General features: G+C 64.5%; 24 protein-coding genes. 4 read left to right on the forward strand and 20 right to left on the reverse strand.

Going from position 1 to position 25,646, the window contains the following annotated elements; translation table 11 throughout:
* Positions 1–38 precede the first annotated feature (38 nt).
* The 13 genes from EL338_RS17795 to EL338_RS17855 all read right to left on the reverse strand — a co-directional run bounded on the left by EL338_RS17795 (position 39) and on the right by EL338_RS17855 (position 12,994).
* Complete coding sequence (locus EL338_RS17795) at positions 39–341, reverse strand: DUF732 domain-containing protein (RefSeq protein ID WP_264002701.1); 303 nt, start codon at positions 339–341, stop codon at positions 39–41.
* A 101-nt stretch (positions 342–442) separates the two neighbouring features.
* Positions 443–1,054, reverse strand: a complete 612-nt coding sequence (locus EL338_RS17800; protein ID WP_126334960.1) for an Rv1363c family protein — start codon at positions 1,052–1,054, stop codon at positions 443–445.
* Positions 1,051–1,632, reverse strand: coding sequence for an Rv1363c family protein (locus EL338_RS17805; RefSeq protein WP_126334961.1), 582 nt, complete (start codon positions 1,630–1,632; stop codon positions 1,051–1,053). The genes EL338_RS17800 and EL338_RS17805 overlap by 4 nt, the downstream gene beginning before the upstream one ends.
* A complete protein-coding gene (locus EL338_RS17810; RefSeq protein WP_126334962.1) occupies positions 1,596–3,053 on the reverse strand; it encodes an MCE family protein in 1,458 nt (485 codons plus the stop codon). The genes EL338_RS17805 and EL338_RS17810 overlap by 37 nt, the downstream gene beginning before the upstream one ends.
* A 3-nt stretch (positions 3,054–3,056) precedes the next feature.
* The gene (locus EL338_RS17815) at positions 3,057–4,196 is read right to left on the reverse strand and encodes an MCE family protein (protein ID WP_126334963.1); all 1,140 of its coding nucleotides are present in this window, start codon (positions 4,194–4,196) and stop codon (positions 3,057–3,059) included.
* Positions 4,193–5,476, reverse strand: a complete 1,284-nt coding sequence (locus tag EL338_RS17820) for an MCE family protein (RefSeq protein WP_235666193.1) — start codon at positions 5,474–5,476, stop codon at positions 4,193–4,195. The genes EL338_RS17815 and EL338_RS17820 overlap by 4 nt, the downstream gene beginning before the upstream one ends.
* 32 nt (positions 5,477–5,508) lie before the next feature.
* Positions 5,509–6,819, reverse strand: coding sequence for an MCE family protein (locus EL338_RS17825; protein ID WP_163792225.1), 1,311 nt, complete (start codon positions 6,817–6,819; stop codon positions 5,509–5,511).
* Positions 6,816–7,844, reverse strand: coding sequence for an MCE family protein (locus EL338_RS17830; protein ID WP_126334966.1), 1,029 nt, complete (start codon positions 7,842–7,844; stop codon positions 6,816–6,818). Before EL338_RS17830 ends, EL338_RS17825 begins: the two co-directional genes overlap by 4 nt.
* A 25-nt stretch (positions 7,845–7,869) precedes the next feature.
* Positions 7,870–9,324: an MCE family protein gene (locus EL338_RS17835; RefSeq protein WP_126336943.1), complete on the reverse strand. Its 1,455-nt coding sequence runs from the start codon at positions 9,322–9,324 to the stop codon at positions 7,870–7,872.
* 4 nt (positions 9,325–9,328) lie between these two features.
* The gene (locus tag EL338_RS17840; RefSeq protein WP_126334967.1) at positions 9,329–10,177 is read right to left on the reverse strand and encodes an ABC transporter permease; all 849 of its coding nucleotides are present in this window, start codon (positions 10,175–10,177) and stop codon (positions 9,329–9,331) included.
* The gene (locus EL338_RS17845) at positions 10,174–10,947 is read right to left on the reverse strand and encodes an MlaE family ABC transporter permease (RefSeq protein WP_179967293.1); all 774 of its coding nucleotides are present in this window, start codon (positions 10,945–10,947) and stop codon (positions 10,174–10,176) included. Before EL338_RS17845 ends, EL338_RS17840 begins: the two co-directional genes overlap by 4 nt.
* Before the next feature lie 506 nt (positions 10,948–11,453).
* Positions 11,454–12,215: an SDR family NAD(P)-dependent oxidoreductase gene (locus tag EL338_RS17850; protein WP_126334968.1), complete on the reverse strand. Its 762-nt coding sequence runs from the start codon at positions 12,213–12,215 to the stop codon at positions 11,454–11,456.
* The gene (locus EL338_RS17855; protein ID WP_126334969.1) at positions 12,209–12,994 is read right to left on the reverse strand and encodes an SDR family NAD(P)-dependent oxidoreductase; all 786 of its coding nucleotides are present in this window, start codon (positions 12,992–12,994) and stop codon (positions 12,209–12,211) included. Before EL338_RS17855 ends, EL338_RS17850 begins: the two co-directional genes overlap by 7 nt.
* Before the next feature lie 151 nt (positions 12,995–13,145).
* On the opposite strand from EL338_RS17855, the gene EL338_RS17860 reads away from it, so the two are divergent.
* Positions 13,146–13,346: a ferredoxin gene (locus EL338_RS17860; protein WP_126334970.1), complete on the forward strand. Its 201-nt coding sequence runs from the start codon at positions 13,146–13,148 to the stop codon at positions 13,344–13,346.
* A 4-nt stretch (positions 13,347–13,350) separates the two neighbouring features.
* Here EL338_RS17860 and EL338_RS17865 read toward each other — a convergent pair whose 3' ends face one another.
* Entirely contained in the window at positions 13,351–14,040 is a 690-nt protein-coding gene (locus EL338_RS17865; protein WP_126334971.1) for a TetR/AcrR family transcriptional regulator, read from the reverse strand.
* A gap of 243 nt (positions 14,041–14,283) precedes the next feature.
* Between EL338_RS17865 and EL338_RS17870 the strand changes: the two genes are divergently transcribed.
* Complete coding sequence (locus EL338_RS17870) at positions 14,284–15,045, forward strand: SDR family oxidoreductase (protein ID WP_126334972.1); 762 nt, start codon at positions 14,284–14,286, stop codon at positions 15,043–15,045.
* A gap of 36 nt (positions 15,046–15,081) precedes the next feature.
* Here the strand turns inward: EL338_RS17870 and EL338_RS17875 are convergent, their stop codons facing one another.
* Positions 15,082–16,128 carry an LLM class F420-dependent oxidoreductase gene (locus tag EL338_RS17875; protein WP_126334973.1) on the reverse strand — a complete coding sequence of 349 codons (1,047 nt, stop codon included), beginning with the start codon at positions 16,126–16,128 and terminating at the stop codon, positions 15,082–15,084.
* The gene (locus tag EL338_RS17880; protein ID WP_126334974.1) at positions 16,128–17,651 is read right to left on the reverse strand and encodes a class I adenylate-forming enzyme family protein; all 1,524 of its coding nucleotides are present in this window, start codon (positions 17,649–17,651) and stop codon (positions 16,128–16,130) included. The genes EL338_RS17875 and EL338_RS17880 overlap by 1 nt, the downstream gene beginning before the upstream one ends.
* A gap of 359 nt (positions 17,652–18,010) precedes the next feature.
* Here EL338_RS17880 and EL338_RS17885 point away from each other — a divergent pair, with 359 nt between their 5' ends.
* Positions 18,011–18,484: a lipocalin-like domain-containing protein gene (locus tag EL338_RS17885; RefSeq protein ID WP_126334975.1), complete on the forward strand. Its 474-nt coding sequence runs from the start codon at positions 18,011–18,013 to the stop codon at positions 18,482–18,484.
* A 49-nt stretch (positions 18,485–18,533) separates the two neighbouring features.
* Here EL338_RS17885 and EL338_RS17890 read toward each other — a convergent pair whose 3' ends face one another.
* Both EL338_RS17890 and EL338_RS17895 read right to left on the reverse strand, forming a co-directional pair.
* Positions 18,534–20,057, reverse strand: coding sequence for a class I adenylate-forming enzyme family protein (locus EL338_RS17890; protein ID WP_126334976.1), 1,524 nt, complete (start codon positions 20,055–20,057; stop codon positions 18,534–18,536).
* Entirely contained in the window at positions 20,054–21,322 is a 1,269-nt protein-coding gene (locus tag EL338_RS17895; protein ID WP_126334977.1) for a cytochrome P450, read from the reverse strand. The genes EL338_RS17890 and EL338_RS17895 overlap by 4 nt, the downstream gene beginning before the upstream one ends.
* 232 nt (positions 21,323–21,554) lie before the next feature.
* Between EL338_RS17895 and EL338_RS17900 the strand changes: the two genes are divergently transcribed.
* Positions 21,555–22,397 carry a glucose 1-dehydrogenase gene (locus EL338_RS17900; protein ID WP_126334978.1) on the forward strand — a complete coding sequence of 281 codons (843 nt, stop codon included), beginning with the start codon at positions 21,555–21,557 and terminating at the stop codon, positions 22,395–22,397.
* A gap of 61 nt (positions 22,398–22,458) precedes the next feature.
* Here the strand turns inward: EL338_RS17900 and EL338_RS17905 are convergent, their stop codons facing one another.
* Positions 22,459–23,982 (reverse strand): class I adenylate-forming enzyme family protein, encoded by a 1,524-nt coding sequence (locus EL338_RS17905; RefSeq protein ID WP_126334979.1) that lies wholly within the window; start codon positions 23,980–23,982, stop codon positions 22,459–22,461.
* A 37-nt stretch (positions 23,983–24,019) separates the two neighbouring features.
* Positions 24,020–25,624 carry an FAD-dependent oxidoreductase gene (locus tag EL338_RS17910; protein WP_126334980.1) on the reverse strand — a complete coding sequence of 535 codons (1,605 nt, stop codon included), beginning with the start codon at positions 25,622–25,624 and terminating at the stop codon, positions 24,020–24,022.
* Between the last annotated feature and the right edge of the window lie 22 nt (positions 25,625–25,646).

The following is a 25,646-nucleotide window of genomic DNA, read 5'->3' on the forward strand; positions in this document are numbered from 1 at the left end:
CGCAGCCACCGCTGGCAGTAGGGGGCTCGAATAAAGAATCACGGCACCTCGTTCGGGCGGTAGGGCGCGGCGGAGTTTCGCAACTGCCAGATCTGGGCCGGACACAGTTCGTTGACGGCCTGATTGATCAGGTACGCGGCCTGGTACTCGTCGGCGGTACGCAGATCGTGCTTGGTCTCTGCGACCACGTCGGTGTAGGCGCGGCCCTGGGCCACCTTGTCGCAGACGAACCGACCGTAACGAAGTGCTTCATCGGCATTGGGGAAGTTGTAACCGGGTCGCACAGTCACATTGACGAGGTAGGCCAACTCGTCGGCGCGTGCGGTCGGCGGACTCGTCACCGCCGCAAGTGCGGCGACGGCCGCTACGACCCCCGCAATGCCGGTGCAGCGGCGGGGTCCGGTACGTCCGCTCCGACCTCGGTATGTGCTCTTCATCGCTCTCAAATCGGTTGGAACTCGGAGATGAGCCATTTGCCGTCCACCTTGTCGAGACCGACCCGCACCGATGAGGTGGTGGAGGTCGGCGCATCGTCGCCGATCGTGGTCGCCTGATTGACAAACAGCAGAACCGCCGCATGGGTATCGGATACTGTCACCGGCGCCACCGCCGGGATGGTGACCTCCGCCGAAATCTTCTGCTGCTTGGAGCCGGGGATGACCACGTCGTTGACGAGTGCGGCATAGCCGTCCTTGAAGTCTCCGGTCAGTCGGTCGCCCACGGCACCGAGTTGCTGCTCGACTGTGTCGTGTTGATAGGACAGCATGGCAATCGTGCCGTCGGTGGCGGCTTGTACGGCCGCGATAGACGCCGACGGGTTGCGCTCAGCCGAACCGCCCAACCACTTTGCGTAGCCGGCCCCCAACCCCGAGAGCAGCACCAACGCGGGCAGCACGATGAACGCGCACACCCGCAGCCACCGTGCGGATCCCGGTCCGCGGGCGGCTGCCGGATCGGGGCGGGGGCCATCGTCGGTGGTCCCGACCGCCGTGGAGTCGGCGTCGGCCACCTCGTCGATGACCCCGGCATTCTTCTCTGTCGCCGTTACAGTCATGCCACGAACTCCACGTCGGATACCTTTGCGTCACCAGCTGACTTCTGGACGGTCATCCGCATTCGCCAGCTCCGCGGTTCCTGCTCTGGAGCCCCGGCATTGGTGGTCAAGACGTTCACCGCAACCAACACCTGCGCCTCGTTGCCGGTGGCCGATTCCACACCTGATTCGACGATGGTGCCTTCGGACTTCGATTGCGCCTTCCGCACCACCTCGACGAAGGAGTCGGTGCGGCTTTGGAAATCGTCGCGGAACGCACCGGTGGCCGACTCCAGGATGCGCGCTACGTCCTGCTCAGCCGTCGTGTGATCGATGGAGGTCAGATTCAACGCGGTTTGTCGACCTGCCTGAAGAAACACGTGGTGCTCGTGCTGAACTCGTAGGGACTCGTAGGCTTGATGGCCGAGCCATGCCGCCACCGACCCCACGGCTGTCAAGGCTACGAGTCCGACAACCAGTGCCGCCCGTACCGGCGAGTGCGGCTGATCGGTGCCAATATCGACCCCGGTTGCGACGTCGTCATCGATGTCCTCCGGCCCGTTCACTTCTCGTTCGGCGGCATCAACATGTCCTGCCACGTCTGCTCCTTGCCTGCTTGGCCGAGATTCGACTGGGTGTAGGTCTGACCATCGGGACCGATGTAACTGCCCGATTGGGGGTCGTACTCGGCGATCGCGATCGGGGGCGGGGCGGCCACCCCGGGCGCGGGTGCCGCCTCCGCGGGCTCATCGGGCCCGACCACCTGTGGAATATCCTGCCCGGTGAGCGTGGCGTTCGGGTCGCCCTTCCAGTTGTACCCCTCGTTGAGAGGCACGTAATCTTCTTCTCTCTCACAAAGTTCCACAGTCGCTGCCCGTTTACCAGGACGGGTGAAGCATGGGAGGTTGCGAGCACCACGCACATTCAGCATCGCGTCCTGGGGTACCCGGCAGTACAGCGCTCCGGGTACCCGGTCGGGGAAGTCCAACGCGGCGGGCGTGCGACGCTGCGAGGCCGGTAGAAAACCGGTAGCGCAGGGCGGCGGCAGGTTGAGGTTGAGGTTGAAGTCCATCGTGATGGCCTTGTACTTCTGCTTCACGTTGAAGCCCGGCACCATGATGCCCTGCAACATCGCGACACCCGGTGGCAGCAGGACCAACAATTGCTCGACCGCGGGCTGGTAGGTCAGTAACACCTCACCGGTACTGGCCAGATTGGCGGCGATGATCGGCACCGTGGGCTTAATCCGATCGAACAACTGCCGCATCTCCTCGATCTGCGGGGCTCGCTGCATCGTTGATCCCACCGACGCATCATGGGTCTGTAGATCCTCAGTGAGGGCAGCCAGGCTCGATGCCCAGGAGCGGATCTCGGCGGAGCTGTCCGACTGGGACCGCAGCACCGGCTGGGATTGGTCGATCAACGCCACCAGCGGGTCCAGGTTCTCGCGAGCATCCAACGCCAACTCGGTCGAGCCCTGGACAAACCGGCGGATCTCCGGGCCCAGACCACCGACGGCCCGGGCCGCCTCATCGATGGCTGTCCGCAGGTTGTCGCGTGGAATCGCTTCCAGCCCGGTGTTGGTGGCGTCGAGCAGGCTGTTGATGTCCGGGGGCACCGAAGCGCGCTCCAGCGGAATGACGTCCCCATCCTGCAATGGCGGGGAATCACCGTTGCTCGGCAGCAACGCGACGTACTGCTCCCCGATGGCCGAAACGCTGTGCACCTCGGCAATCAGGTCCGACGGGATATCGATGCCAGAAGTCAGCGAGAGCACCGCCTCCACGCCGGTCGGTGTCAGACGTACCTCTTGTACCCGGCCGACGTTGGTGCCGCGGTAGCTCACATTTCCGGTCTTGTACAGTCCCCCGGCGGCCGGCAGTTCGACCGTGACCTTGTAGCGCCCCAGCCCGAAGAAGTTGCCCGGTGCCTTCATATAGCCGAACACCATCACCAGGCCGCCGACGAGCGCGACCACAGCGAAGATGGCCAACTGAATCTTGATTCGCCTGTGCAGCATGTTCTACGGACCTTGATCCATCTTGTAGGGGACCACCAGCGGGTTGCCGGCGGTCGACGGACTGGGTATCTGACCGATGGTGCGGCCCCATTGCATCTCCAACTCGGTCAGGTCCCCCTCCCACCGGGTGCCGGTGAAGAAGCCTGTGTCCAAGCGGCTCAACGTGAGATCGAAGACCGCGGTGAGGTTGGCATAGTCGCCGCGGAACCAGTTCAGCAGCGTGTCCTTGGGCCAGGGGAAGGTCGCCAAATGTCCCAGCGAACGGGTCAGATCAGGTCCGGCGTTGGCCAGGGCCTCGAGCACGGGGCCAAAATCGTTGAGTTCCTTGACCAGTGCCTCCTTGCTCTGGTTGGCCAGGTCGGCGCCCAGCGCGCTGAACTCACCCGCCTGGTGAACCGCTTGGACGAACAGGTCGCGCTCCTTGTTCAACACCGCCAGCGCGTCCGGGATGGTCCGCAGCGCCTCGTCGAGCACGGGCTGTTGGTCGGCGAATCTGCCGACCAAACGGTTGAGACTGTCGGTGGCCGCGATGATGTCGTCTTTCTGCACGTTGAGGTCAGTGACGAACTGGTCCATCTGCCCGATGAAGCTGCGCAGGTCCTCTTCGCGGCCGGAGAACGCCGTGGAGAATGCCTTGGTGATGTCCTGGATCTGCCCCAGACCACCGCCGTTCAGCAACATCGACATCGCCGACAGTGTCTGCTCAGTCGAAGGATAACTGCCACCTGCCGACAGCGGGATCATCGATCCATCGCCGAGCTTGCCTTCCGGCGGAACATCCTTCGGAGGCGCCAGTTCGACGTGCAATGTGCCCAGCAAGCTGGTCTGCCCGATTGTGGCGGTGGCATTGGCCGGGAGTTCCACGTCGCTGTTGAGCGTCATCGTCAGCAACGCATGCCAGCCCTGCCGCTCGATCTTCGTGACGTTGCCGACCGTCACATCGCCGACTCGGACTCGAGAGTTTTGTTCGATGTTGTGCACTGTGGGCAACTGAGCCTGCACCTCGAAGGACTCGGGACCGCCACCCTCGGTACCCGGCAACGGCAGTGAGTTGATGCCCTGCCAGCCACAGGCCGGCAGGGTCAGCGCCAGCGCGGCCAACCCAGCACGAAGCGCCCACTTGCCCAGCGGCTTTCGAGTCATGATCCACCTCCCGGCGGTGTCATCATCCCCGCCAGTCCGTCATTCGGGTTGGTCGAGGCAGCAGCTTCGGCCGGCAACGCGCCGCCCACCGGGGGCGCCGGTGGTGCGGCGGCCGGCGTTGGGGCATCGGCCGGAGTCGGCGGAATATAGTCGGGCCGTAGCCAGTCCTCGCTATAGGTGAGCTCGTTGGGGCGCGCCGTGGTGCCGACGAACGGGTTCACCCCAAGCGGCGGGAAGTTGTACTGGCGATTCTTCACAATCGGTGCCAGGTACTGCACGCACAGCTTCGCCGCCTGTTCGGCACCCAGTCGAGACGCCGCCTGAATTGCGCCGCACAGGAACTGGATCGGGTGAGCGAAGTTGTTGATCGCCATGACACCGGTCAGCCCGGACTGCGCCGGCTGGTAGATGTTGAGCAGATTGGCGAAGGTGGTCGGCATGACGTGCAGCGCCTGCTTGACCTCGTCAATGCTTTCCACCAGCGTCTGCGAGACCGAAGCCAACTTGTCGCCGGTGACTCCGATCGATTCGCGGTTCTCCGCGAGGAAGTCACCCAGATCCGCAGTCGCAAGGTCGATATCGCGGAACGCCTCGCCGAGTTCACTGCCGTCGTCGACCAAGACACCGGAGACCGCTGCCAGGTTGCCGTTGAGCTGTCGCATCAGATCCGCACTGTCATGAAGCGCGGTGACCAGGATGGACAGATTCTTGACGCTCGAGAAAAGGTCGTCGCTGTGGTCCCCGAGCGCCGAGAACGTCTGCGACAACTCAATGATCGCCTCCCGGATGGTGGCACCCTGCCCGCGCAGGTTATCGGCCGCGGTGTTGATGAACGCGCCGAGCGGGCTGGTCTCCCCCGGGCCGGTCGGCTGCAGGCTCTCGGTGAGCCGTTCGAGCTGTTCGCGGAAGTCATCCCATTCCACCGGTACTGCGGTGCGGCTTTCCGGTATCACCTCTCCGGCGGCCAACGTCGGGCCGCCGGTGTAGGCGGGCGTGAGCTGAATGGCCCGCGCAGTGATCAGTTGCGGCGAAAGGATGACCGCGCGCACGTCCTCAGGCACCAGATGGTCGTCGTTGACCCAGAAGCTGATCTTGGCGCGTTCGGGCTGCGGTTCAATGGTTTCGATCTTGCCGACGGTCACCCCGAGGATCATCACGTCGTCACCCGGGTAGATCCCGTTACTGTTGGCGAAGTACGCCGTGTAGTGCGTCCGGTTGGCGCGCTGCGCGGCTTGCAGGCCCACCACCGCGATCCCTGCGGTCAGCACACTGGCCAACACCAACACCAGTGTGTTGCGCAGCGTACGAGATCTCACTGTTGCCCCTCTCCATGCGAAGCAGAGCCTTCGTGCACCTCATCGGGTGCCTCGTGGTAGACCGGCGGGTGGGTGGTTGGCGGGGTTTGGGCCGGCGGCACCGGCGGGCCCGGCGGCGGGCCGCCCGGTGCGGGCGCCGGTGGGGGCTCGCGGTACGGATACCGGGCGTCGCCCGGCTTGCCGGTGATGGCGTCGGGCAACGTCAGGCGCGGTTCCCCACCCTGGCCAGTCCTCGGGTACGGCACCGGCATCGGCGGAGTGGCCTCCTGACCGATCTCCTGGTCCGCTAGCTGCGACGGCAGCAGTACCGACGGATCCAGGCCGAGGTCGGAGAACGCCGCATCCACGAACGGTTGCACGAACTGGCCGGGCAGCAGGTTGGCAATGTAGGCCTTGTAGAACGGGCCCGACGACACGGCTTCGCCCTGCGCCAGGGCGTAGGAGTTGAGTAGCTTCAGCGACCGCTGCAACTCGGCCTTGCGGTTGTCGACCATGGTCAGCACACCGTTGAATTTCTCCAATGCCGGTTTGAGGTCGGCACGATTGTCGGCAACCAGACCCGAGAGCTGCTGGGCCACCGCGGAAACGTTGTTACCCAACTGATCCAATGCGCTGTTCTGCGTGCGCAGCGTCGCAAGGAGGATGTTGCTGTGGCGGATCATGTCGCCGATCTGCTCGCTGCGCTCGGCCAGCACCGTTGTCGCCTTGTTGGCGTCGGCCAACAGACCGCGCAGATGCTCGTCACGCTCGTTGATGGTGCGCGAGAACCGAGAAACTCCCTCGACAGCCATGCGTAGATCGGGTGGCGTGTCCTTGAAGGTGTCGGCGAGCGTGGTCAGCGACTCATTCAACCGATTGGTGTCCAAACCGCTGATCGTGTCGGCCAGATCGCCCAACGCATCGGGCAGCTGATAGGCCGGCACTGTGCGCTCCAGCGGAATGGCCTCGGCCAGTACACCTTCCCCGCGGGGTGTCACCTCGAGCACCTTGGCTCCGAGCATGCTCTTGGTCTTGATAGAGGCCTCGGTGAGATCCCCCAACTGCACATTCTTGTCGACGCCGAAGGTCACCAAAACCCGCGCATCCTCGAGCCTGATGCCGGTGACCTCACCTACCTCGAAGCCGGAAATCAACACCCCGGCGCCGGACCTCAGGCCGCTGGCCTCCGCGAAGTAGGCCGAATGTTGTGCACTGGAACCGAAGAGGGGCAGCTTCTTGAAGTTGAGGGCACCCAGCACGATCGCCGTGGTCAGCAAGACCCCGACCAGACCGATCATGAACGGATTGCGTTCAGAGAAGGATTTCACTTTGGTGTGCACCTTCCCGTGTCTTGGCCGGCAACTTTGACGTACACCGGGTTACCGCCTTTGCCGTTGACCTTGAGGATGATGTCGCACAGATAGAAGCTGAAGAAGTCGCCAAAGATGCCGTGCCGATTCAACGCTTGGTAGGCATCGGGCAGGGTTGCCAGGAGTTCATCGACATAGTCGTAGTCGGCCAGTACCAGGCTGGACACCCGGTCGGTCTCCTCGATGACCTTGGGCAGCGGCGCACGAATCTCTTCGACGAACGGAGCCAAGATGCCTGAGTTGACGCTGATCCGGGCCAGCCCATCGGAGAGTTCGCCCTTGCGCGCCTCCAAGCCGCTCACCAACTCCGACAGCGATCCCACCATCTTGTCCAGCTGATCGGTCTCATCGCCCAGCGTTCCCAACACAGTGTTGAGGTTGACGATGACCTGGCCGATCAACTCGTCGCGGTCGGCCAGCGTGCTCGAGAACGATGCCGCCTGATTCAAAAAGGAACGGATCGTGGCGCCCTGGCCCTGGAATGCCTGTATCAACTGCCCACTCAGGGCGTTGACTTGCTCGGGGTCCAGCGCCCTGAACAACGGGCGGAAGCCGCCGATCAGTGAATCCAGGTCGAGCGCCGGTGCCGTCCTGGCCATCGGTATGACCGCACCCGGAGCCAACCTCTCGATACCGCCGGCACCCTCGAGCAACTCAAGATAGCGATCGCCGATGAGGTTGTCATACCGAATGACCGCCCGAGTCCCATCGGTGAGCACGACACTGTGGTCGGTGGTGAACTCAACCACCGCCACGGCGTCCGGCGTCAGCGAGATCGTCTTCACCTTGCCCACTTCGACCCCGGCTATCCGAACGAAGTCGCCGTTCTCCAGGAGGCTGACGTTGGAGAACTCGGCCTTGAAGGTGGCTTCATCCTGAAAACGCAACTGCGCGAACACCATCAGAGTTACGAAGATCGCCAGCAAGCAGACCATCACGAAGATGCCCAGGCGCCACAGGGCGCCGACCAGGTTTTCTTTCACAGTCCTTCTCGAATCCTCGCGACGGTCACGGCTGGGTTGGCGGAGGTGGCGGCAACGGGGTTGGGGTCACCATCGCCGGTACCGTCGGAGCGAACGGTTCCGTGCCCGGGGGCAGGTTGTTCGGGTCCGGTGGCGGCTGGTCTGACGGTGGCGGCGCGGGGGGCAGGCCCGGCCACAGCGGTGTGCCGTCGTCGGCGTACAGATCGGCACCGTAGGCAGGCGCGCCCGGGTAGGGCACCGGCCCAATGGCCGGCCCACCGAAGTTGTTCCGGATGCTCGGCGGTTCGGGCACCGCGCGGGTGACCGGGAAATAGTTTGCCCAGCCAGGGAACCCGATACCGGGGTTGGGCCGGATATCCATGCCGGTGCCAAAGCCGGTGTTGGTCACCAGATGTCGCACCGGGAAGTTCTTGGTGGCATCCGGCAGCGATCCACAGCCCGGCTTGCCGCCGGGGCCGCCCTTGGCACCCACAATCGGCAGGTGATCCGGGTAGCGGTACGGCGCGTCACCCAACAAAAGGCCGGCATCGGCGACCAAGCTTTTGCCGTTGCCCCCGATCGCCTCGTAACCGCCCGCATCTTCCAAGAACCAAATGACGCCCTGGATCACGCAGGTATAGGTCGGGCTATAGGTCTGCAAAGTATTCGTGGTGGGTTCGAGCACGTTGATACCGCGGTTGAGGTCGCCCAGGCTCGGTCCGAACGTGTCGATACCGCTGCGCGTCATTCCCAGCACACTGAGCAACACGGCATCCAGGCCCTCGGCGTGCGTGCTGATAGTGGTGCTGGTGGTGCTTGCCGCGTCCATCACCCGCAGGATGTCCGGTGCGGCATCGCCGTAGGCGTCGTTGAAGTCCCGGAAAGCCCGCCAATCCTCCCGGATGGTATCCGCGCGGTGATTCCATTCCAACAGAACAGTATTGGCGTCAGTAGTGGCTCGCCCGATCCGCTCTCCTTGCCCACGGACCCCATCGGCCAAAGCGGTCAACACGGAATTCAACTTCGGCGGGTCGACTTGATTGAGCACGCCGACGATGTTCTGGAACACCGTGTTGACCTCGGTACTGACGTTGCGGGATCGCACCACAGCGCCGGCGGAGAGAGCCTGCGGGCTCGGATCGTCGGGATAGACGAGATCGACGTACTTGGCGCCGAACGCAGTCGCAGCACGGATCTGGGCATCCACGTTGGCGGGTATCAGCGCGACCTGGTCGGGAAACAACTCCAGCTTCAGCTCCACGGTCTGCTGACCGCCGGAGATCCCTGCGACGCGGCCGACTTCCACACCGCGCATCTTGACCTTGGCCCCGGACTCCATCACCAGACCGGCCCGGTCCGAGGCCAGCGTCACCGGGACGAACGAACGAAATGTACCGGCGAACAACGCCGTCGACAGCAGGATCAGCCCGATGATGGTGGTGAACATGAACGCCGTCGACCACAGCGGATGGATCTTCCGCTCACCTTTTCTTGGTTCCATGTCGCTATCCAGAGAGGTTGAAGTTGCCGGACTGCCCGTAGATGGCCAGGGAAAGGAACATCGTGAAAAACGCTGCACTGATCAACGAGGTCCGTACCGCTCGACCAACAGCCTCGCCCACACCCGCGGGCCCGCCCGACGCCGTGTACCCGTAGTAGGTGTGCACCAACATGATGACGATCGCCATGGTGACCGCCAGCAGGAACGACCAGAGCAGGTCGACCGGGTTGAGGAACGTGTTGAAGTAGTGGTCGTACACGCCACTGGACTGGCCGTAGATCAGCGTGGTTCCGAAGCGAGCCGCCAAGAATGACATGATCATTGCCACGCAGTACAACGGGATGACGACGACGACCCCGGCCACGACCCGGTTCGACGCCAGGTAGGCGACCGAGCGGATACCGATCACCTCGAGCGCGTCGATTTCTTCGTTGATCCGCATTGCCCCGATCTGCGCGGTGGCACCGGCGCCGATGGTGGCGGCCAGGGCAATGCCGGCCACCAGCGGCGCCGCGAGCCTGACGTTGAAGTACGCCGACGCGAAGCCCACCAAGGCCTCGACACCGACCTCGGCGAACTGGCTGTAACCCTGCACCGCGATCAACGCACCGGTGGTCATGGTCAGGAAGCCGACCACCACCACCGTCCCGCCGATCACCGCCAAAGCACCTGTGCCGAGGCTCATCTGCGCGATCAATCGCAACAGCTCCACCCGGTAGTGGATGAGAGCATCGCCGATCGACTTGATGGTCTGGGTGTAGAACCGCCACTGGTTGCCGATCCGGGTCAGCCCGTAGACCAGGTCGCGGGCGGAATCCCGAAGTTTCGGCAGCGGCACCTGCGCGACGGTCATAGCGTTGCCTGCAATCCCACCGCAGTCGCGATGATGTTGATTCCGAACAGCGCCATGAAGGTGAAGACGACTGTCTCGTTGACGGCATTTCCGACACCGGCGGGTCCCCCGCCCACGGAAATGCCCTTATAACAGGCGATCAGGCCTGCGGTCAGACCGAACAAGCCCGCCTTGATCAACGCGATCACCACGTCGGCAGCGCCGGTGATCAGCGTCATGCCCGAAGCAAAGGCCCCGGGCGTCACGTGCTGGACGTACACCGAAAAGAAGAAGCTCCCGGTGATCCCGACAACCACCACGACAGAGGACAGCAACGTCGCGACCATCGTGGCCGCCAGCACCCGAGGCACCACCAAACGGTGAATCGGGTTGATCCCCATCACCCGCAATGCGTCGAGTTCCTCACGGATCGTCCGAGCCCCCAGATCCGAGCACATCGCCGTCGCCGCGGCACCCGCGACCACCAGCACCGTCGTCACCGGACCCAGCTGGGTGACGGTGCCGTATGCAGCACCCGTGCCCGAGAAGTCGGCTGCGCCGAACTCCACTAGCAAGATGTTGAACGTGAAGATCATCAGCACGGTGAACGGGATGGCCAGCATCACGGTCGGCAACAACGACACCCGCGCCACAAACCAGGACTGGAGAACAAACTCCCGCCAGGGGAATCCTTTCCGCGGAATCAGCAGCAAGGTGTCCAGAGCCATCGCGAAGAATCCGCCCAGTGCACGGAACGGTTTGCCCGCCGGCGCCGAGCCGATCCGGGTCATCAACTCATAGCTGCGGTCCGCCCGCGAACGTTTCACCGGCGCCGATGTCTCGAGAGGCCCGGTCGGAAAGTCCGAACCTATGTCCAATTGGTTCTCGCCGAGGCCGTTCTCCGACGCGATCACGCCCGAAGGCGGCCGCTCAGGCGCCGCCTCAGCGGATCCGGCGACGTCACTGCCGAAACGGCCCATCATCGTCCTTCCGGTTGTGATTGGGGGTTTTGGATCGCCAACATGCGGATTGCCACTCTTGGCAACACCTGGGGTCGTGCGCTCACGATTGGTTCTTCCCTACTCCTTGCGCAACCGGTCCGACCCGTGATCTACCTAATGTTCGTAGATTAATGAGAGGAATTTAACACCCTTCGTCGGCTTTGCCAACTGTCTTACGAGATTTCCGCGCCCGTCAATTTGCGCCCTCACCAGCAACACACTTGGACAGTTCGGGGTTACAACGCATTCTCCGTCGAGTGACGGGCCGGCGGCGCCGCAAAAGCGGCCGGTCAGCCTTACACCGCCGTCCAGCCCCCGTCGACGGGCAGCACCGAGCCGGTGACGTAGCTGCTGGCATCGCTGGCGAGATACACCAGCGCCCCATGCAATTCCTCCAACGTTCCCGGCCGGCCCATCGGGGTGCGCCGCCTCAGCCAGGCCAAGGAACGTTCATCGCTCCACATTCCGGTCGTCAACTCGGTGGCGAAGAAGGCGGGCGCAATGGTGTTGACCCGGACGCCGCGTCGTGCCCACTGCGCGGCGAGCTCGCGGGTCAGATTTACGACGGCACCCTTGCTGGCCGCGTACGACGCCTGTTTGATCGCACCGCTGCCAGCCAGCCCGAAGATGGACGCCACGTTGATGATCGAGCCCGAGCCGACGCGGATCATGTGCTGCGCTGCGGACTGGGCCAAGACGAAGGTGCCGATCAGGTTGGTGGCCAACACATCCTGAAAAGATTCGACCGACTCATTCTCGGCGGGGCCGACGTGCGACATCCCCGCATTGTTGACCAGCACATCGATCGCGCCGTAGCTGTCGACGCTCTTCGCCACCAGGTCCCGGCAACTCGCCGGGTCGGAGACTTCGCAGACGACCGGAAGCGCATGGGGCAGCGTCGCCGCGATAGTCGCCAGCGCTTCCTTGCGTCGCGCAGCTAGCACCACTTTCGCTCCGCGCTTCGAGAAGCAGCGGGCTGCGGACTCGCCGATGCCGCTCGAGGCTCCGGTGATCACGACGACCCGATCTGACACGTCGAACAATGGATCACTCAACACGGCATCAACCCTCCGTCGATGGTCAGCACCTGACCGGTCATGAAACTGGACGCTTGCGAGGCCAGGAATAGCGCCGGGCCCACCATCTCTCGCGGATCTGCGATCCGACGCAGCAACAACCCTTCTACGGTTTCCCGTCGCACCTCGTCCGGCTGGGTGCTCATCATTCGAGTGTCGGTTGGCCCCGGAGACAGCGCGTTCACCCGGATGCCGTCAGCTGCGAACGCCTCCGCCATCGAACGGGTCAGCGACAGGAGCGCCGCCTTCGCGCCGGCATAGAGCGCGTTATCGGCCGAGAACATGTAGGCGGCCGGCGAGATCACGTTGATCACCGCTGCCCTCGGTGCGGCCCGCAGCAGCGGCAACGCGGCCTGGACCAGGAACAGCGGGCCCCGGACGTCCACGGCGAAGACCTTCTCGAACGCCTCGGGGGTGATCTCCCCGAGGGGCTGACTCACCCCCGTCGCAGCGTTGTTCACAACGACATCGATCCGGCCGAAGTTGGCCACGGCGGCCTCTGCTAGCGACTGCCCGGCAGCGAGATCGCCCATGTTCACCGCGATGCCCGCCACCTCGCCGCCCTGTTGGGACAAGGCGGCGGTCGCAGACTGCACCGCGGCCACATCCCGACTGCCGATGACGACCTTCGCCCCAGCGGCGACAAACCCCTCGGCCATCGCAAAGCCGATGCCACGAGTTCCGCCGGTGACGATCACGACGCGACCCGCCAGATCGAACAACTCCCCCACCGAATTCGGCCGGTCGGCTCGTACGGTCATCAATACTCCTGTCGACGAGAGCAGGCGTCGGGACGGCCGATACGAGGTGGCGTTGACGCCTACAGGCTAAATCTATAACTTATAGATAGCTTGTTGCCAGGTAAGTCCGTCGATGACGAACCCGGCGATATCGACAGGAAGCTGGGAGCACATGGCTGAGCACCTCATCATCGACCGTAATGCGTGTGCGGGACACGGCCTCTGTTACGGGGGCGCCCCCGAGATTCTTGACTGTGATGACCAGGGCGATCCGGTCCTGCTGGTCGATCCGATTCCCGACGATCAGCTCGACAAGGCCCGGCTCGTCGTGAGCATCTGTCCGGAACGGGCCTTGTCGCTCCAGTCTCGCTGACTGCCTACGAGGCGGGTTGGGCCACCTTGCCGTCGCCTGAAGCGACCCGACCCCACACTCTCGGAGGCGCCGCCGTCTCCGGAACCTGTGGCGCAGCGCCGCGCAAAAAGGCGCGGATGACGTCCGCGAACACGCCTGTGGCCGAGCGCTTGTTGGCCTTCGCCACCTTCGCGAGGCGCGGATCGACCGTCGAGTCGACGTTGGCAAAGGGCCGGCCCGGTTCGCCTCCGCGCGCCGCCGCACTGATTCCGGCGCCGAGAGTGAGCGCATCCAGACCCTCGACGATCACCACCACCTGCTCCTCAGGAATACCCAGCTCCTGCAGGAACTCGGCACCACTGCCATAACTGCGCAACACCACGTCGCGTGGCGGATACTGCAGGATCAACGGCATGGCGTTGCGATGCCGCAGCATCGCCTCGCGAAATGCCAAGCTGAGAGCGACAAACCACTCGATCCAGTTGGGAACCGACTTCGGGTCGGGCACTCGGGTATCGAGCACGATCGCGCGTGCGACCGCCGCGAGAATCTCGGCCTTGTCCGAGAAGTGGTGGTACAGGGAAGGCGCCTGCACGTTGAGTTCGCGCGCGAGTCTAGGCAGGCTGAAGGCAGCGAGCCCCTCGGTGTCGATGATGCGCAGTGAGGCTTCGACGACTGCTTCACGCAGAATCAACGGTTTGGGAGGACGTGCCATGGCAACAGTATCCCCTATTTCTGTCAAATTTTGCGCAGCCCAGTCTGACGACCAGATCACACCTGGAGAACCTCCGGGCTAGACCCCATTGGTTTGAGCAGTTGGAGTTGGGTCCCCGGCAAGCGAATTTTGATCCAGAACTGAGGTTCCCGACAAAATGACGCCCAGCATTGACCCGATTAATCTATCTTCATAAGGTTATGTGGACCAGAATCGCGGTCGCCGCAGACAAGGAGCCCCCAATTGAGTCAGCCCGAGCTTTCCGCCTCCCCCGGGGTAGCTCTCATCACCGGCGCCGCACGTGGGATCGGTGCTGCCATCGCACGCAGGTTGGCTTCGGACGGGTTCGCCGTCGCTATCAACTACGCCAGTAGCGCCGACGCCGCAGAACGACTGGTCAAGGAGATCGAAGCCGCGGGCGGATCCGCGATTGCCCTGCAAGCCGACATCAGCGATCCCGCAGCCGCTGCAAACCTCGTGGCCGAGACGACGACACGGCTGGGTCCGCCGCTGGTTCTGGTGAACAACGCGGGGCTCAACGTCGTCGGCTCCGTGCGCAAGCAAGAGCCCGCCGACTGGGATCGGGTGATCGGCGTCAACCTCAATGGTGCTTACTACTGCACCCACCATGCGCTCCCGGCCATGTATGAGGCCGGTTATGGGCGCATCGTCATGCTCGGGAGTCCGATCGCCGAGCGCACCATCACCCCAGGGGTTGCCGCCTACTCCGCCGCCAAGGCCGGCGTCATGGGGCTCGTCCGCACATTGGCCAAAGAGGTGATCGACCGTGGTATCACCGTGAACTCGGTACTGCCAGGCTACGTGGAAACCGAAATGACCCGTTCCAGCGGAGATGACGGCGCCGCCATGGTGCGCGCTTGGCCGGCAATCGCACCGGAGGACATCGCCGCCACCGTGGCATTCTTGGTATCCGCCCCCGCAGCGCGCATCTCCGGCGAAGAGATCGGCGTATGGGCGGGTGGACCGCGTTTCCGCACCAACTGACTGCGCCGATTGTTCAAGAACCGGGCAGAGCAGCGCTCAGAGAGCGTCGGCCGTCTGCACCAACTGTGCCAAAGTTTCCTGTTTCAGTCGACCGCCCAACACCATGGTCGTCAGGCACGTTGAGCCCCAACGGTTCTTCAGATCCGCACTCAACTTGTCGACGGGTCCCACCAGAGCCACGTCCTCGACCATCTCCAGCGGGATCGCGTCGCTGGCTTCCTGTTTACGTCCGGCCAGGTAGAGTTCCTGCACCTTCGCGCAGACGTCTCCCCATCCCATTCGCACGAACACATCGTTGTGGAAGTTCACGTCCTTGGCCCCCATGCCGCCGGCGTAGAGCGCGATCACGGGCTTGATCCGCGATGCCGCGACCTCGACGTCCTCGTGCTCGCTCACCCACACCACGCCGGCGACGTCGAACGTGTCAGCGCTGCGGCGCGCACCCGGCCGAGAGAAACCCTCTGCCAACGCATTTCGATAGAATTCATCGGACTTCGGCGAGAACCACAGCGGTAGCCAGCCGTCGGCAATCTCAGCTGCCAGGGCAACGTTCTTCGGCCCCTCCGCGCCCAGATAGACCGGGATGTCGGGACGCAATGGATGCACCGTGGACAACAGCGGTTTACCCAGCCCGGCACCCCGCTCGCCGTTATAGGGCAGTTGGTAGTGGCGGCCCGAGTAGGTCACCGGCGCCTCCCGAGCCCACACCTTGCGCATGATGTCGACGTACTCTCGGGTGCGTTCCAGGGGCCGCGGGTAGGGCTGGCCGTACCATCCTTCGACAACCTGCGGGCCCGAGGCACCGATTCCCACGATCATCCGCCCGCTACTCAGATGATCGATGGTCAATGCCGCCATCGCCATCGCGGTCGGCGTGCGTGCCGACATCTGGCAGACCGCGGTCCCCAGTCTCATCGCAGCCGTACGCGTACCCCAGCAGGCCAAAGTCGAGATCGCGTCGGAGCCGTAAGCCTCCGCGGTCCACATACTTTCGACCCCGACCTCCTCGGCCTCGGCCAGGTATCGTTCGATGTTCTTCGGCGGGCGAGCACCCCAGTAGCCGACTGAAAGTCCGATTCGCATCAGCGCACCTTCGAATAGGTGTCGGGAATGCCGGCATAGCTGTCGCGCAGTTCGCGTTTGGCGATCTTGCCGCTGGCCAAGCGTGGTAGGGGCTCGTCGAGGACGACAACGTAGCGAGGCACTTTGTAGTCGGCGAGTCGTTGGTTACACCAGGCGACGATGTCTGCAGTCGACAGGGCGGCGCCAGCGTAGACGAGCGCCGCGGGTGTTTCACCGAACTTCGGGTCGGCCACGCTGATCACCGCCACCTCTTCCACGGCGGGCATCTCCTGCAGCACCATCTCGATCTCCATCGGCGCGATGTTGATCCCGCCCGAGATGATCATGTCCTTGTGTCGATCGACGAACGTCAGATATCCCTGCGCATCGAGCACGCCGATGTCTCCGGTGTGCAGCCAGCCATTTCTCAGCGCGACGCGGGTGGCGTCCTCGTTCCGCCAATAGCCGGGCGTCATACCGGGGCCGCGCAGCAGTATCTGCCCCTCGACGCCGGCCGGCACATCCCGGTCGTTCTCATCCACCACCCGAATCTTGGTGAAGATGCCGCCCCAGCCGCATTTCTCAGGGTGGTTGAGGGCCTCCTCACGGGGCATCGCAGTCGCCGAGCCGCCGATCTCGGTCTGACCGTAGATCTGGCGCAGCGCAACACCTTTGGCGTGCCACGCCCGAAGCAGCCCAACCGGGACCCGAGCCCCACCCACGTGTGCCGTCGAGATCGAACTGATCTCCGCATCGGCGAACCCCGGCTCAGCGGCGATCTGCTCGAAGATGATCGGTGGTCCGATCAGCGCAGTGATCTGCTTGGAGGTGAGAATATCGAGCGCCTTGGGAGCATCGAATCGGGGCTGTAGGAACAATGTCCCGCCGTGTATCACGTTGCGGCACACACCCCAGATGTAGCCGGGCGCTCCGAACAGCGGCAACACCATCAACTGCCGGGGCGTGTCGGGCAGGATGCCCTCGATCAGATGCCACTCGTGCATGACACCGGCGATCATCGCGTGCGTGAAGACCACGCCCTTGGGCGTACTCGTGGATCCGCTGGTGTAGACGATGGCGGTCGGAGCGCCCACATCGGGTAAACCAGGCGCTGCCTGCGGATGGTCACCGTGGCGAAGCGGACGCACATCGGTTTCCAAGTACTGCACCGTGAAGCCAGACTCCATCGTGCGCAGTTCCTGGACCCGCTCACAGGTGCTCTCATCGCACAACACCACCTTGGGGTCACAATTGCCGACCAGGACAGCCAACTCCCGGGCCACCATCCGCTGGTTGAACGGCGCGAGGATCGCCCCGAGCTTCGCTGCACCCAGCGCCGCGGCGCACCACTCCAGACTGTTGGACCCGACGATCGCCACCCGGTCGCCGGCGGCCACGCCGACATCGCGAAGACGACCAGCCACCCCGTTGGCCCAGTTGTTCAGTTCCCGATAGCACAGCTCATCCCCGTCGAAATCGATCGCTACCTGATCGGGTTTGGTGCGCGCCCACCACGACAGCGCATCGACGACGGTGCCGCTCATGGCGAACTCCCTTCCTATGCCCCGGCATTGCCGGGTGAACAAGATCGACGACTGCGGAACACCGGAAATCTGTCCGACGGACGACGGGTCGACCATTCCAGGATCGGCGCGCAAGCCGGTTGGTAAACCTTATGCAATTAGGCACGCTGTGGTCAAGGTCACCAGCGAGAGAAGACGCGGGTCCGAACGATTGGGGTCGACCTAGAACGTAGGCTACCTCGCTACATGATCGCCTACCCGACCGCCGGGGTCCAGCACACAAGAACCATCAAACTAGGAGTTAACCTATTCTAATAAGATATTTTGTGTTGTAGCCAGGCCACGCACAGTCGGCGTGATCCGCACAGAGATGGACCCCCGTGACCTCTTTCTCGCTACGTCAGCGGCTGATCGGCTCGTGGCAGCTGGTTAGCTACTCAACCCGTACTGCCGACAACCACATCGGTTATCCGCTGGGCACCGACGCCCGGGGTTTGATCCTCTACACCGCGGACGGCCACATGTCAGCCCAGATCATGGCCCGGGACCGACCGGCCTATCGCTCCGCCCGGGTGCATGGCGGCACAGTCGAGGAACGGGACAGCGCTGCGGCCGGATACCTGGCCTACTCCGGGTCCTTCCGAGTAGATGAAGCAGAGTCCGTCGTGTGGCACGAAGTCGCGGTCTCGCTCTACCCGAATTGGGTCGGAGACGTGCAGAAGCGCTATGCCCAACTCGACCAAGACGTGCTGACGTTGTCCTCGGACCCGCTGGTATTCCGGACGACGACGCTGTGGCCCACGCTGGTCTGGCGGAGGGCCGACACCGAGGCCGTCTCGCACCACTATGACTGAGTCGGTGTGTCACCGACGCCAGCGCGGGTCCGCTGGACAGCACACCCTGTCAGCGAACCTTGGGATGACGCTCGGGGATGTCGGCGTAGGTGTCACGCAGTTCGCGCTTGGCGATCTTGCCGCTGGCCAACCTTGGTAGCGGCTCTTCTGTGAACACGACGTAGCGAGGCACCTTGAAGTCGGCGAGACGCTGATTGCACCAATCAACCACGGCGTCGGTCGAGACGGATGCTCCGGCGTTGATCAGCGCGGCGGGCGTCTCGCCGAATTTGGGGTCGCTCACCCCGAAAACGGCGACCTCCGCGACACCAGGCATGTCCTGCAGCACCATCTCGATCTCCATTGGCGCGATGTTGAGTCCGCCCGAGATGATCATGTCCTTCTGCCGTTCGACAAAGGTGAGGTAGCCACGCTCATCGAGGACGCCGATATCACCGGTGTGCAGCCAACCGCCCTTGAGCGCGGCCTCGGTGGCGACTCCGTTGCGCCAGTACCCCGGCATCATCCCCGGACCGCGCAACAGGATCTGGCCCGGGGTCCCCGCCGGCACGTCCACGTCGTTCTCGTCCACCACCCGGATCTTGGTGAAAACGCTTCCCCATCCACATTTTTCCGGGGACTGCAATGCTTCCTCGCGCGGCATGACGGTCGCCGTCCCGCCGATCTCCGTCTGACCATAAAGTTGGCGCAACACGACACCTTTGGCATGCCATGTCTTGAGTAACTCGGCCGGCACCCGAGCACCGCCGACGTGGGCGGTGGCAATGGAACGGAGGTCAGCAGCGGCGAACCCCGGTTCCGCGGCCATCCGTTCCAACAACAGCGGCACCGCGATCAGCGTGGTGACGCGCTTCGTGGCCAGCACCTCCAGTGCGCGGCGAGGATCGAACCCCGGCTGCAACAGAAGAGTTCCGCCGTGGAGCACAATTCGACAAATGCCCCAGATCAGACCGGGAGCACCGAACAGCGGCAACACCATGAGCTGTCGTGGTCCGCCAGGTTCAACCCCCTCGACGAGATGGAAGTCGTGCATCACCCCAGCGATCGTGCCGTGGGTGAATACCACGCCCTTCGGTGCGCTGGTGGTACCACTGGTATAGACGATAGCCGTCGCCTCGTCCAGATCGGGGGCTCTGACCGGGCTGGGCGGATGGCCGCCGCGTCGCAGTTGACGGACTTCGTCGTCCAGGGATCGCACAGCGAAAGTTGGTTGCACTGAGTGTACTTCGTCGAGGCGGTCTTTGGTCGTCTCGTCATAGAACACCACTTTGGGTTCACAGTCACCGACGAGCACCCCCAACTCGCGCGCGACCATACGCTGATTGAACGGGGCCACGATCGCGCCGACCTTGAATGCACCGAGCGCGGCCGCACACCATTCCAGGCTGTTGCTCCCGAGGATCGACACTCGGTCGCCCGCGGTCACCCCGACGCTGATCAGATCCGCGGCTACGCCGTCGGCCCAGGTGTTCAGGTCCCCGTAGGTGAGTTCGTCGCCGTCGAAATCAATTGCGACGAAATCGGGTTTCGTTCGCGCCCACCAGGCGAGCGCGTCGATGACCGTTCCGCTCACAGCTTGCCGCCGTTGGTTACCGACTCCACCTTCCCCGACTCCGGTGTAAACAGGATCGGCAGTTGGAGGACCCCGCGGATCTGAGTCGCATGCGAAATAGTCGGTTTGCTGGTGTCGACGCGGTAGTCGGGGATCCGGCGATGCAGCTCTTCGAGCGCGATCGACATCTCGATGCGAGCCAGGTGCGATCCGATGCAGCGGTGCGGACCTCCACCGAAGGCCAAGTGCCGGTTGGGACTACGGTCGATACGCACCGTGTCGGGGGAATCGAATTCATGGCGGTCTCGGTTCACCGCGCCGAGATTGATCACGAGCTGATCGCCCGCCTTCATCTGGACGCCACCGATCTCGACGTCGCGCAGCACCTTACGGCCCATGGTCACCGCAGTCTCGATGCGAAGCATCTCCTCGACCACCTGTGGTAGCAGGCTCGGATCGTCGACGAGTCGCTGGCGCTCGTCGGTCCGATGCGACAGGTGGATGACACTCCAGGCCAGGCTGCCCTGGACGGTGTGCAGGCCGGCGATCAGCAGCAGGAAGAACATCCGGTACAGCTCTTCGTCAGTGAGCGGTCGCGGGCCATCTTCGGTCTGCAACGGAGCGTTGATGATCTGAGTGGTGATGTCGTTGTGATCGTCCTTCTGCCGGCGATCCGCCAAGATGCCCGCGAAGTAGGCGAACATCTGCTGGGCAGCCTGCTGACGCGCCACGACGTTCTCCTCTTCGGTGGCGCCGGGCTTGCCGAACACCACGATGTCGGTGGCCTCGCTGAACAACCGCGTGTCCTCAAGCGGCCATCCCATCAGCGTCAGGAACACCGCCGCGGGCAGTTCGTGGGCGAACTCCGAGATGAACTCCGCCGAACCGCGATCAGCGAAGCCGTCGATCAACCGATTCACCGTGGCCCGGATCTCAGGTTCCAGCGCGCGCATCCGGGTGGGGTTGAACAGCGGCTGCAACACGTGCCGATACGAGGTGTGTTCCGGCGGGTCCAGTTCCAGCGGGATGAACTTGCCATCGCCGGCGTTCACCAGGTTGTTCGGGTAACTCGAAAAAGTTTGCGGGTCCCGCAGGATCGTGTGCGCCTCGTCGTAACCGGTGACGATCCAGTGCCCGCCATAGGCGGTGGAATAGACCACCGGCCCCTTGGCGGCCAATTCGCCGATCTTCTCGTTGAACCGATCCACTTCCCCAGCCAAAGCCGGGTCATAGAAATCGAAGTCGGTGACGAGGTGTTCGGGAGCTTGGGCAACGCTCGTGGTCATCAGGAACCTTCCATACGTAGCAGATGGCCGACCTTGGAGATAAACCTTAAGACCTTAGGGCGATTGTGGTCAAGCTCACCAAGGACACCCCGCGGGACGCATATCACCTCCCCGGTTTCAAGGCGGGGTTTTAGACAGGAAAGCCGGCCAAGACCCCACCGCTTCCGCTTTCACACCCACGCCATTAATCTAATTGCGATAGATTCCACCGGGGCAATCGAAGGAGGTAGCGGTGGAACGACTCGAGGGCGACCTCAACGGCAAGGTTGCCATTGTCACCGGAGCGGCGAGCGGTATTGGCGCCGCAACCGCGCGCGAGTTGGTCGCCCGCGGGGCGCGCGTCGTGCTCGCGGACATCGATGACGTCCGCGGCGCAGAGCTTGCCGCCGAACTTGGCTCGCAATCGGTGTACCTGCACACCGATGTGTGCCGCGAAGCCGACATCGCCGGTGCCGTCGATCTCGCGGTCGACAGGTTCGGCCGGCTGGACTGCATGGTTAACAACGCCGGTCGCGTGGGCCGCTGGACTTTCCTCCCTGACACCCCGGCAGCCGAGTGGGATGAGGTGTTTGCGTTGCTGGCCCGCAGCGTGTTTCTGGGCATCAAACACGCTGCGCGGGTCATGCGGGATCAGCACTCGGGCAGCATCGTCAACATCGCCAGCGTTGCCGCGGTGCGCACGGGGTTCGGTCCGCACCCGTACGGGGCCGCGAAGGCGGCTGCGCTGCAACTGACTCGCTCCGCAGCCGCTGAACTGGCCGAACACATGATCCGGGTCAATGCATTGGTTCCCGGCGGCGTGGCGACTCGCATTGTCGGGCACGGTGCCGGGTTGACCGGCGCCGAGCTGGACCGCAGCGTGGAAGCCGTGCGCGATAGCCTGCACAAGTTCCAGCCGCTTCCGCGCGCCGGCGAGGGCGACGACGTCGCGCATGCAGTGGCGTTCCTGGCCTCCGATCAGTCGTCGTTCATCACCGGACAGGAGTTGGGCGTCGACGGCGGTCTCACGCTCGGCCGGCCCTGGCCGAGCAACTACCTCGCCGAGGCGCGAGCGGCGGCTCAACCGACCTCCTGAGCCGGGCGCAGCCACCTTCTCGCATCGTGCGTGCGCGTCTTCAGCGTCTCCATTGCTCCGGTCAGCGCACCCGCGCGTATCGGCTCGTGATGTCGGCATATTCCGACCGCAGATCGCGCTTGGCGATCTTGCCGCTGGCCTGCCGCGGCAACGGTTGGTCGCGCACGACCACATACCGCGGCACCTTGTAGTCAGCCAGTAACCGGTTGCAGTGCTGCACGACGTCGAATGCGGTCACTCCCGGATCGGCCCTGACCACCGCGGCGGGGGTTTCGCCGAACTTGTCATCGTCCACGCCGAACACCGCAACCTCCTCGACGCCGGGGACAGTGCCGATGATGTTCTCGATCTCCGCCGGTGAGATGTTCAGCCCGCCGGAGATGATCATGTCCTTGAGCCGATCGACGAAGGTCAGGTAACCGTGCTCGTCGAGCACGCCGAGGTCACCGGTGTGCAACCAGCCGTCGACGATCGTGGTCCGGGTGGCGTCGTCGTTGCGCCAGTACCCGGGCATCATGCCCGGGCCGCGCAGCAGGATCTCCCCCGGTTCGTTCGGCGGGCAGTCGTTGCCCGCCGTGTCGACGACCCGGATTTTGGTGGACATCGTTCCCCAGCCGCATTTCTCGGGTTTGGTAGCGGCGTCGCAGCGCGGCGTCACGGTGGCGGTGCCGCCGATTTCGGTCTGCCCGTAAAGCTGGCGTAGCGCGACGCCGCGCGGCGTCCAGCGGGCCAGGAGCTCCACCGGGACCCGTGCGCCGCCCACATGGGCGCTGATCATGTGGCTCAGGTCGGCGTCGTCGAAACCTGGGACTCTGGCGATCTGTTCGAACAGGATCGGCGGTCCGGTGAAGGTGTTGGCCTTGTCGCGGGTCAGCACCTCCAGGGCCGTGGCCGGATCAAACCGCGGCTGCAGGAACAGCGTGCCTCCGTTGAGGATGATCCGGCTGATTCCCCAGATGATGCCGGCTGCCGAGAATAGCGGCAGCACCAGCAGTGTCCGCAACTCGTTGGCGCGGAAGCCTTCCACGAGTTCCCATTCCCGCATCACCCCGGCGATGGTGGCCGGGGTGAAGACCACGCCCTTGGGCCGCCCGGTCGTGCCGGAAGTGAACACGATCGCGGTGGGTGCGGACATGTCCACCACCGGTGAGTCGAACGGTTGCGGGGTCGCGTCACGCAGGGGGCGGACGTGCTCTTCGAAGCCCAGAATGGTGAAATCCGGTCGCCCGGCGGGTACTTCGGCCAGGCGTGCGCGCAGCTCAGCGTCGCCGTAGACCACCACGGGTTCGCAATCGGCGACCAGGTCGCCGATCTCGCGGGCGGTCAGGCGCGGGTTGAACGGCGCAGCGATAGCACCGACCTTGAAGGCACCGAGCGCGGCGGCGCACCACTCCAACGAGTTGGCGCCCAGGAAGCCGACCCGGTCCCCTGTCCCGACACCGCGGGCCGCGAGGTCGTGGGCCGCCGCGTCGGCCCACGCCGCCAACTGCGCGTAGGTGATCTGGTCCCCCGCGAAGTCGATGGCGGTCATGGTGGGCCGGGCACGGGCCCAGTAGGTCAGTGCATCGACCACGGTGCCGGTCATGGATAGCTCCAAATCTGCTGGGGAAACACGGCTTGCATCAGGCCGGCGTCGGGGACAGCACCGACTGCGGATCGATGAGCTTGACGCGGGGACGGCCCTGTCTGGTGCCCTCGATGCGTTCGTGGCGGTCGATGGCGAACCAGTCCGCCGCGGTCATGGCCTCGGGCCGACGGGCGCGGAGGAACATCTCGAACTGCTCGGCGTCCGCGTAGGCATCGGGGTGTACCAGTGAGCCGGCTCGGAAGTCCGCGAGCAGCGCGTCGACGGTCTCTTGCGCGCAGGCCTGGTTGGTGCCGATCACCCCGGTGGGCCCCCGCTTGATCCAGCCTGCGACGTAGCGGCCGGGGCGGACGCGGTCAGCGACGACGCGACCGTCGACGTTGGCGACGGTGCCGCGGGCCCCGTCGAACGGCAGATCCGCGACGGGAGTGCCGCGATAACCGATGGAACGCAACACGAGCCGGCACTCGATGTCCTCGGTGCCGCCGTCGGCGGTGCGTACCCGGATGGCGGTGACGCGCTCGGTCCCCAAGATCTCGACTGGCGTGGTGTGGAACCGCAGCGTAATCCGGTTCCGGCCCGGCGTGGGCTCCTGCTGGGCGTATTCGGCCAGCACCTGTTCCTTGACCGTCGCGTCATCGCCGATCGGCACCCTTTCGGCCACGGTGACATCGACACCGGTGAGGTCGGCCAGACCGAGCAGTTCCGGCGTGGTGCAGGCCGCCGCGGCCGGTCCGCGACGGCCCAGGACGAGCACCTCCCGGATCTCGCTGTCGGCCAGCGCCGCCAGCGCGTGATCGGCAATGTCGGTGTGGCGCAGGGCGGTTGCCCCCCGGGCAAGTATCCGGGCGACATCCAGTGCCACGTTGCCGTTGCCGACGATGACGGCGCGCGGGCCGGACAGGTCGAAGTCGCGGTCGGCATGGTCCGAGTGACCGTTGTACCAGGCGACGAACTCGCGCGCGGAGTGGCTGCCCGGCAGCTGCTCGCCGGGGATGTCGAGGCGCCGGTCGTGGTCGGCTCCGGTGGCGAACACCACCGCGTGGTGATACGCCAGGATGTCGTCGACACTCATGTCGCGGCCAACGTCGACATTGAGGTAGAGCCGTACCCGGTCGTCACGGATCGTGCGCTCGAACATCCGCGCGATGCGTTTGGTCCCGGCGTGGTCCGGCGCCACGCCATACCGCACCAGGCCACCGGCGAACGGCAACCGTTCCAGCATGGTTACCTCGACTTCGATCCCGGGACGGGCCAACAGATCCGCGGCGGCGTAACAGGCCGCCGGACCCGACCCGATGATCGCCACCCGCAGCGGCGCCGCGGCCGGTTCGTCGCCGGCGGGCGGCTCGCCGGCCGAGGGCGCCTGGGGTGCGGTCCCCCGCGGGGCGCGGGCGTAGTAGTCGGCGTTGAGGTCCAGATAGCGCGCGGTTTCGGCGGTGAGTTCGTCCTCGGGGATGATGGCGTCCACCGGGCAGACCTCGGCGCAGGCGCCGCAGTCGATGCAGGTCTGCGGGTCGATATACAGCATCTCCGCGGTGTGGTAGGCCGGCTCGTCGGGCCGGGGGTGAATGCAGTCGACCGGGCAGACTGCCACGCACGTCGCATCGTTACAGCAGTTCTGCGTCACGACGTAGGTCACGCCATCTCCTCCTGTTCCCGCC

This window comes from Mycolicibacterium chitae (assembly GCF_900637205.1).
Taxonomy (GTDB): domain Bacteria; phylum Actinomycetota; class Actinomycetes; order Mycobacteriales; family Mycobacteriaceae; genus Mycobacterium; species Mycobacterium chitae.

What these genes read in the sequence shown, in the direction of transcription:
- EL338_RS17800 (WP_126334960.1), bottom strand. Translation starts at nt 1,054, where the DNA reads ATGACTGTAACGGCGACAGAGAAGAATGCCGGGGTCATCGACGAGGTG.
- EL338_RS17845 (WP_179967293.1), bottom strand. Translation starts at nt 10,947, where the DNA reads ATGACCCGGATCGGCTCGGCGCCGGCGGGCAAACCGTTCCGTGCACTG.
- EL338_RS17905 (WP_126334979.1), bottom strand. Translation starts at nt 23,982, where the DNA reads ATGACCGGCACCGTGGTCGATGCACTGACCTACTGGGCCCGTGCCCGG.
- EL338_RS17875 (WP_126334973.1), bottom strand. Translation starts at nt 16,128, where the DNA reads ATGCGAATCGGACTTTCAGTCGGCTACTGGGGTGCTCGCCCGCCGAAG.
- EL338_RS17860 (WP_126334970.1), top strand. Translation starts at nt 13,146, where the DNA reads ATGGCTGAGCACCTCATCATCGACCGTAATGCGTGTGCGGGACACGGC.
- EL338_RS17865 (WP_126334971.1), bottom strand. Translation starts at nt 14,040, where the DNA reads ATGGCACGTCCTCCCAAACCGTTGATTCTGCGTGAAGCAGTCGTCGAA.
- EL338_RS17880 (WP_126334974.1), bottom strand. Translation starts at nt 17,651, where the DNA reads ATGAGCGGCACCGTCGTCGATGCGCTGTCGTGGTGGGCGCGCACCAAA.
- EL338_RS17815 (WP_126334963.1), bottom strand. Translation starts at nt 4,196, where the DNA reads ATGACTCGAAAGCCGCTGGGCAAGTGGGCGCTTCGTGCTGGGTTGGCC.
- EL338_RS17855 (WP_126334969.1), bottom strand. Translation starts at nt 12,994, where the DNA reads ATGACCGTACGAGCCGACCGGCCGAATTCGGTGGGGGAGTTGTTCGAT.
- EL338_RS17895 (WP_126334977.1), bottom strand. Translation starts at nt 21,322, where the DNA reads ATGACCACGAGCGTTGCCCAAGCTCCCGAACACCTCGTCACCGACTTC.
- EL338_RS17835 (WP_126336943.1), bottom strand. Translation starts at nt 9,324, where the DNA reads ATGGAACCAAGAAAAGGTGAGCGGAAGATCCATCCGCTGTGGTCGACG.
- EL338_RS17810 (WP_126334962.1), bottom strand. Translation starts at nt 3,053, where the DNA reads ATGCTGCACAGGCGAATCAAGATTCAGTTGGCCATCTTCGCTGTGGTC.
- EL338_RS17840 (WP_126334967.1), bottom strand. Translation starts at nt 10,177, where the DNA reads ATGACCGTCGCGCAGGTGCCGCTGCCGAAACTTCGGGATTCCGCCCGC.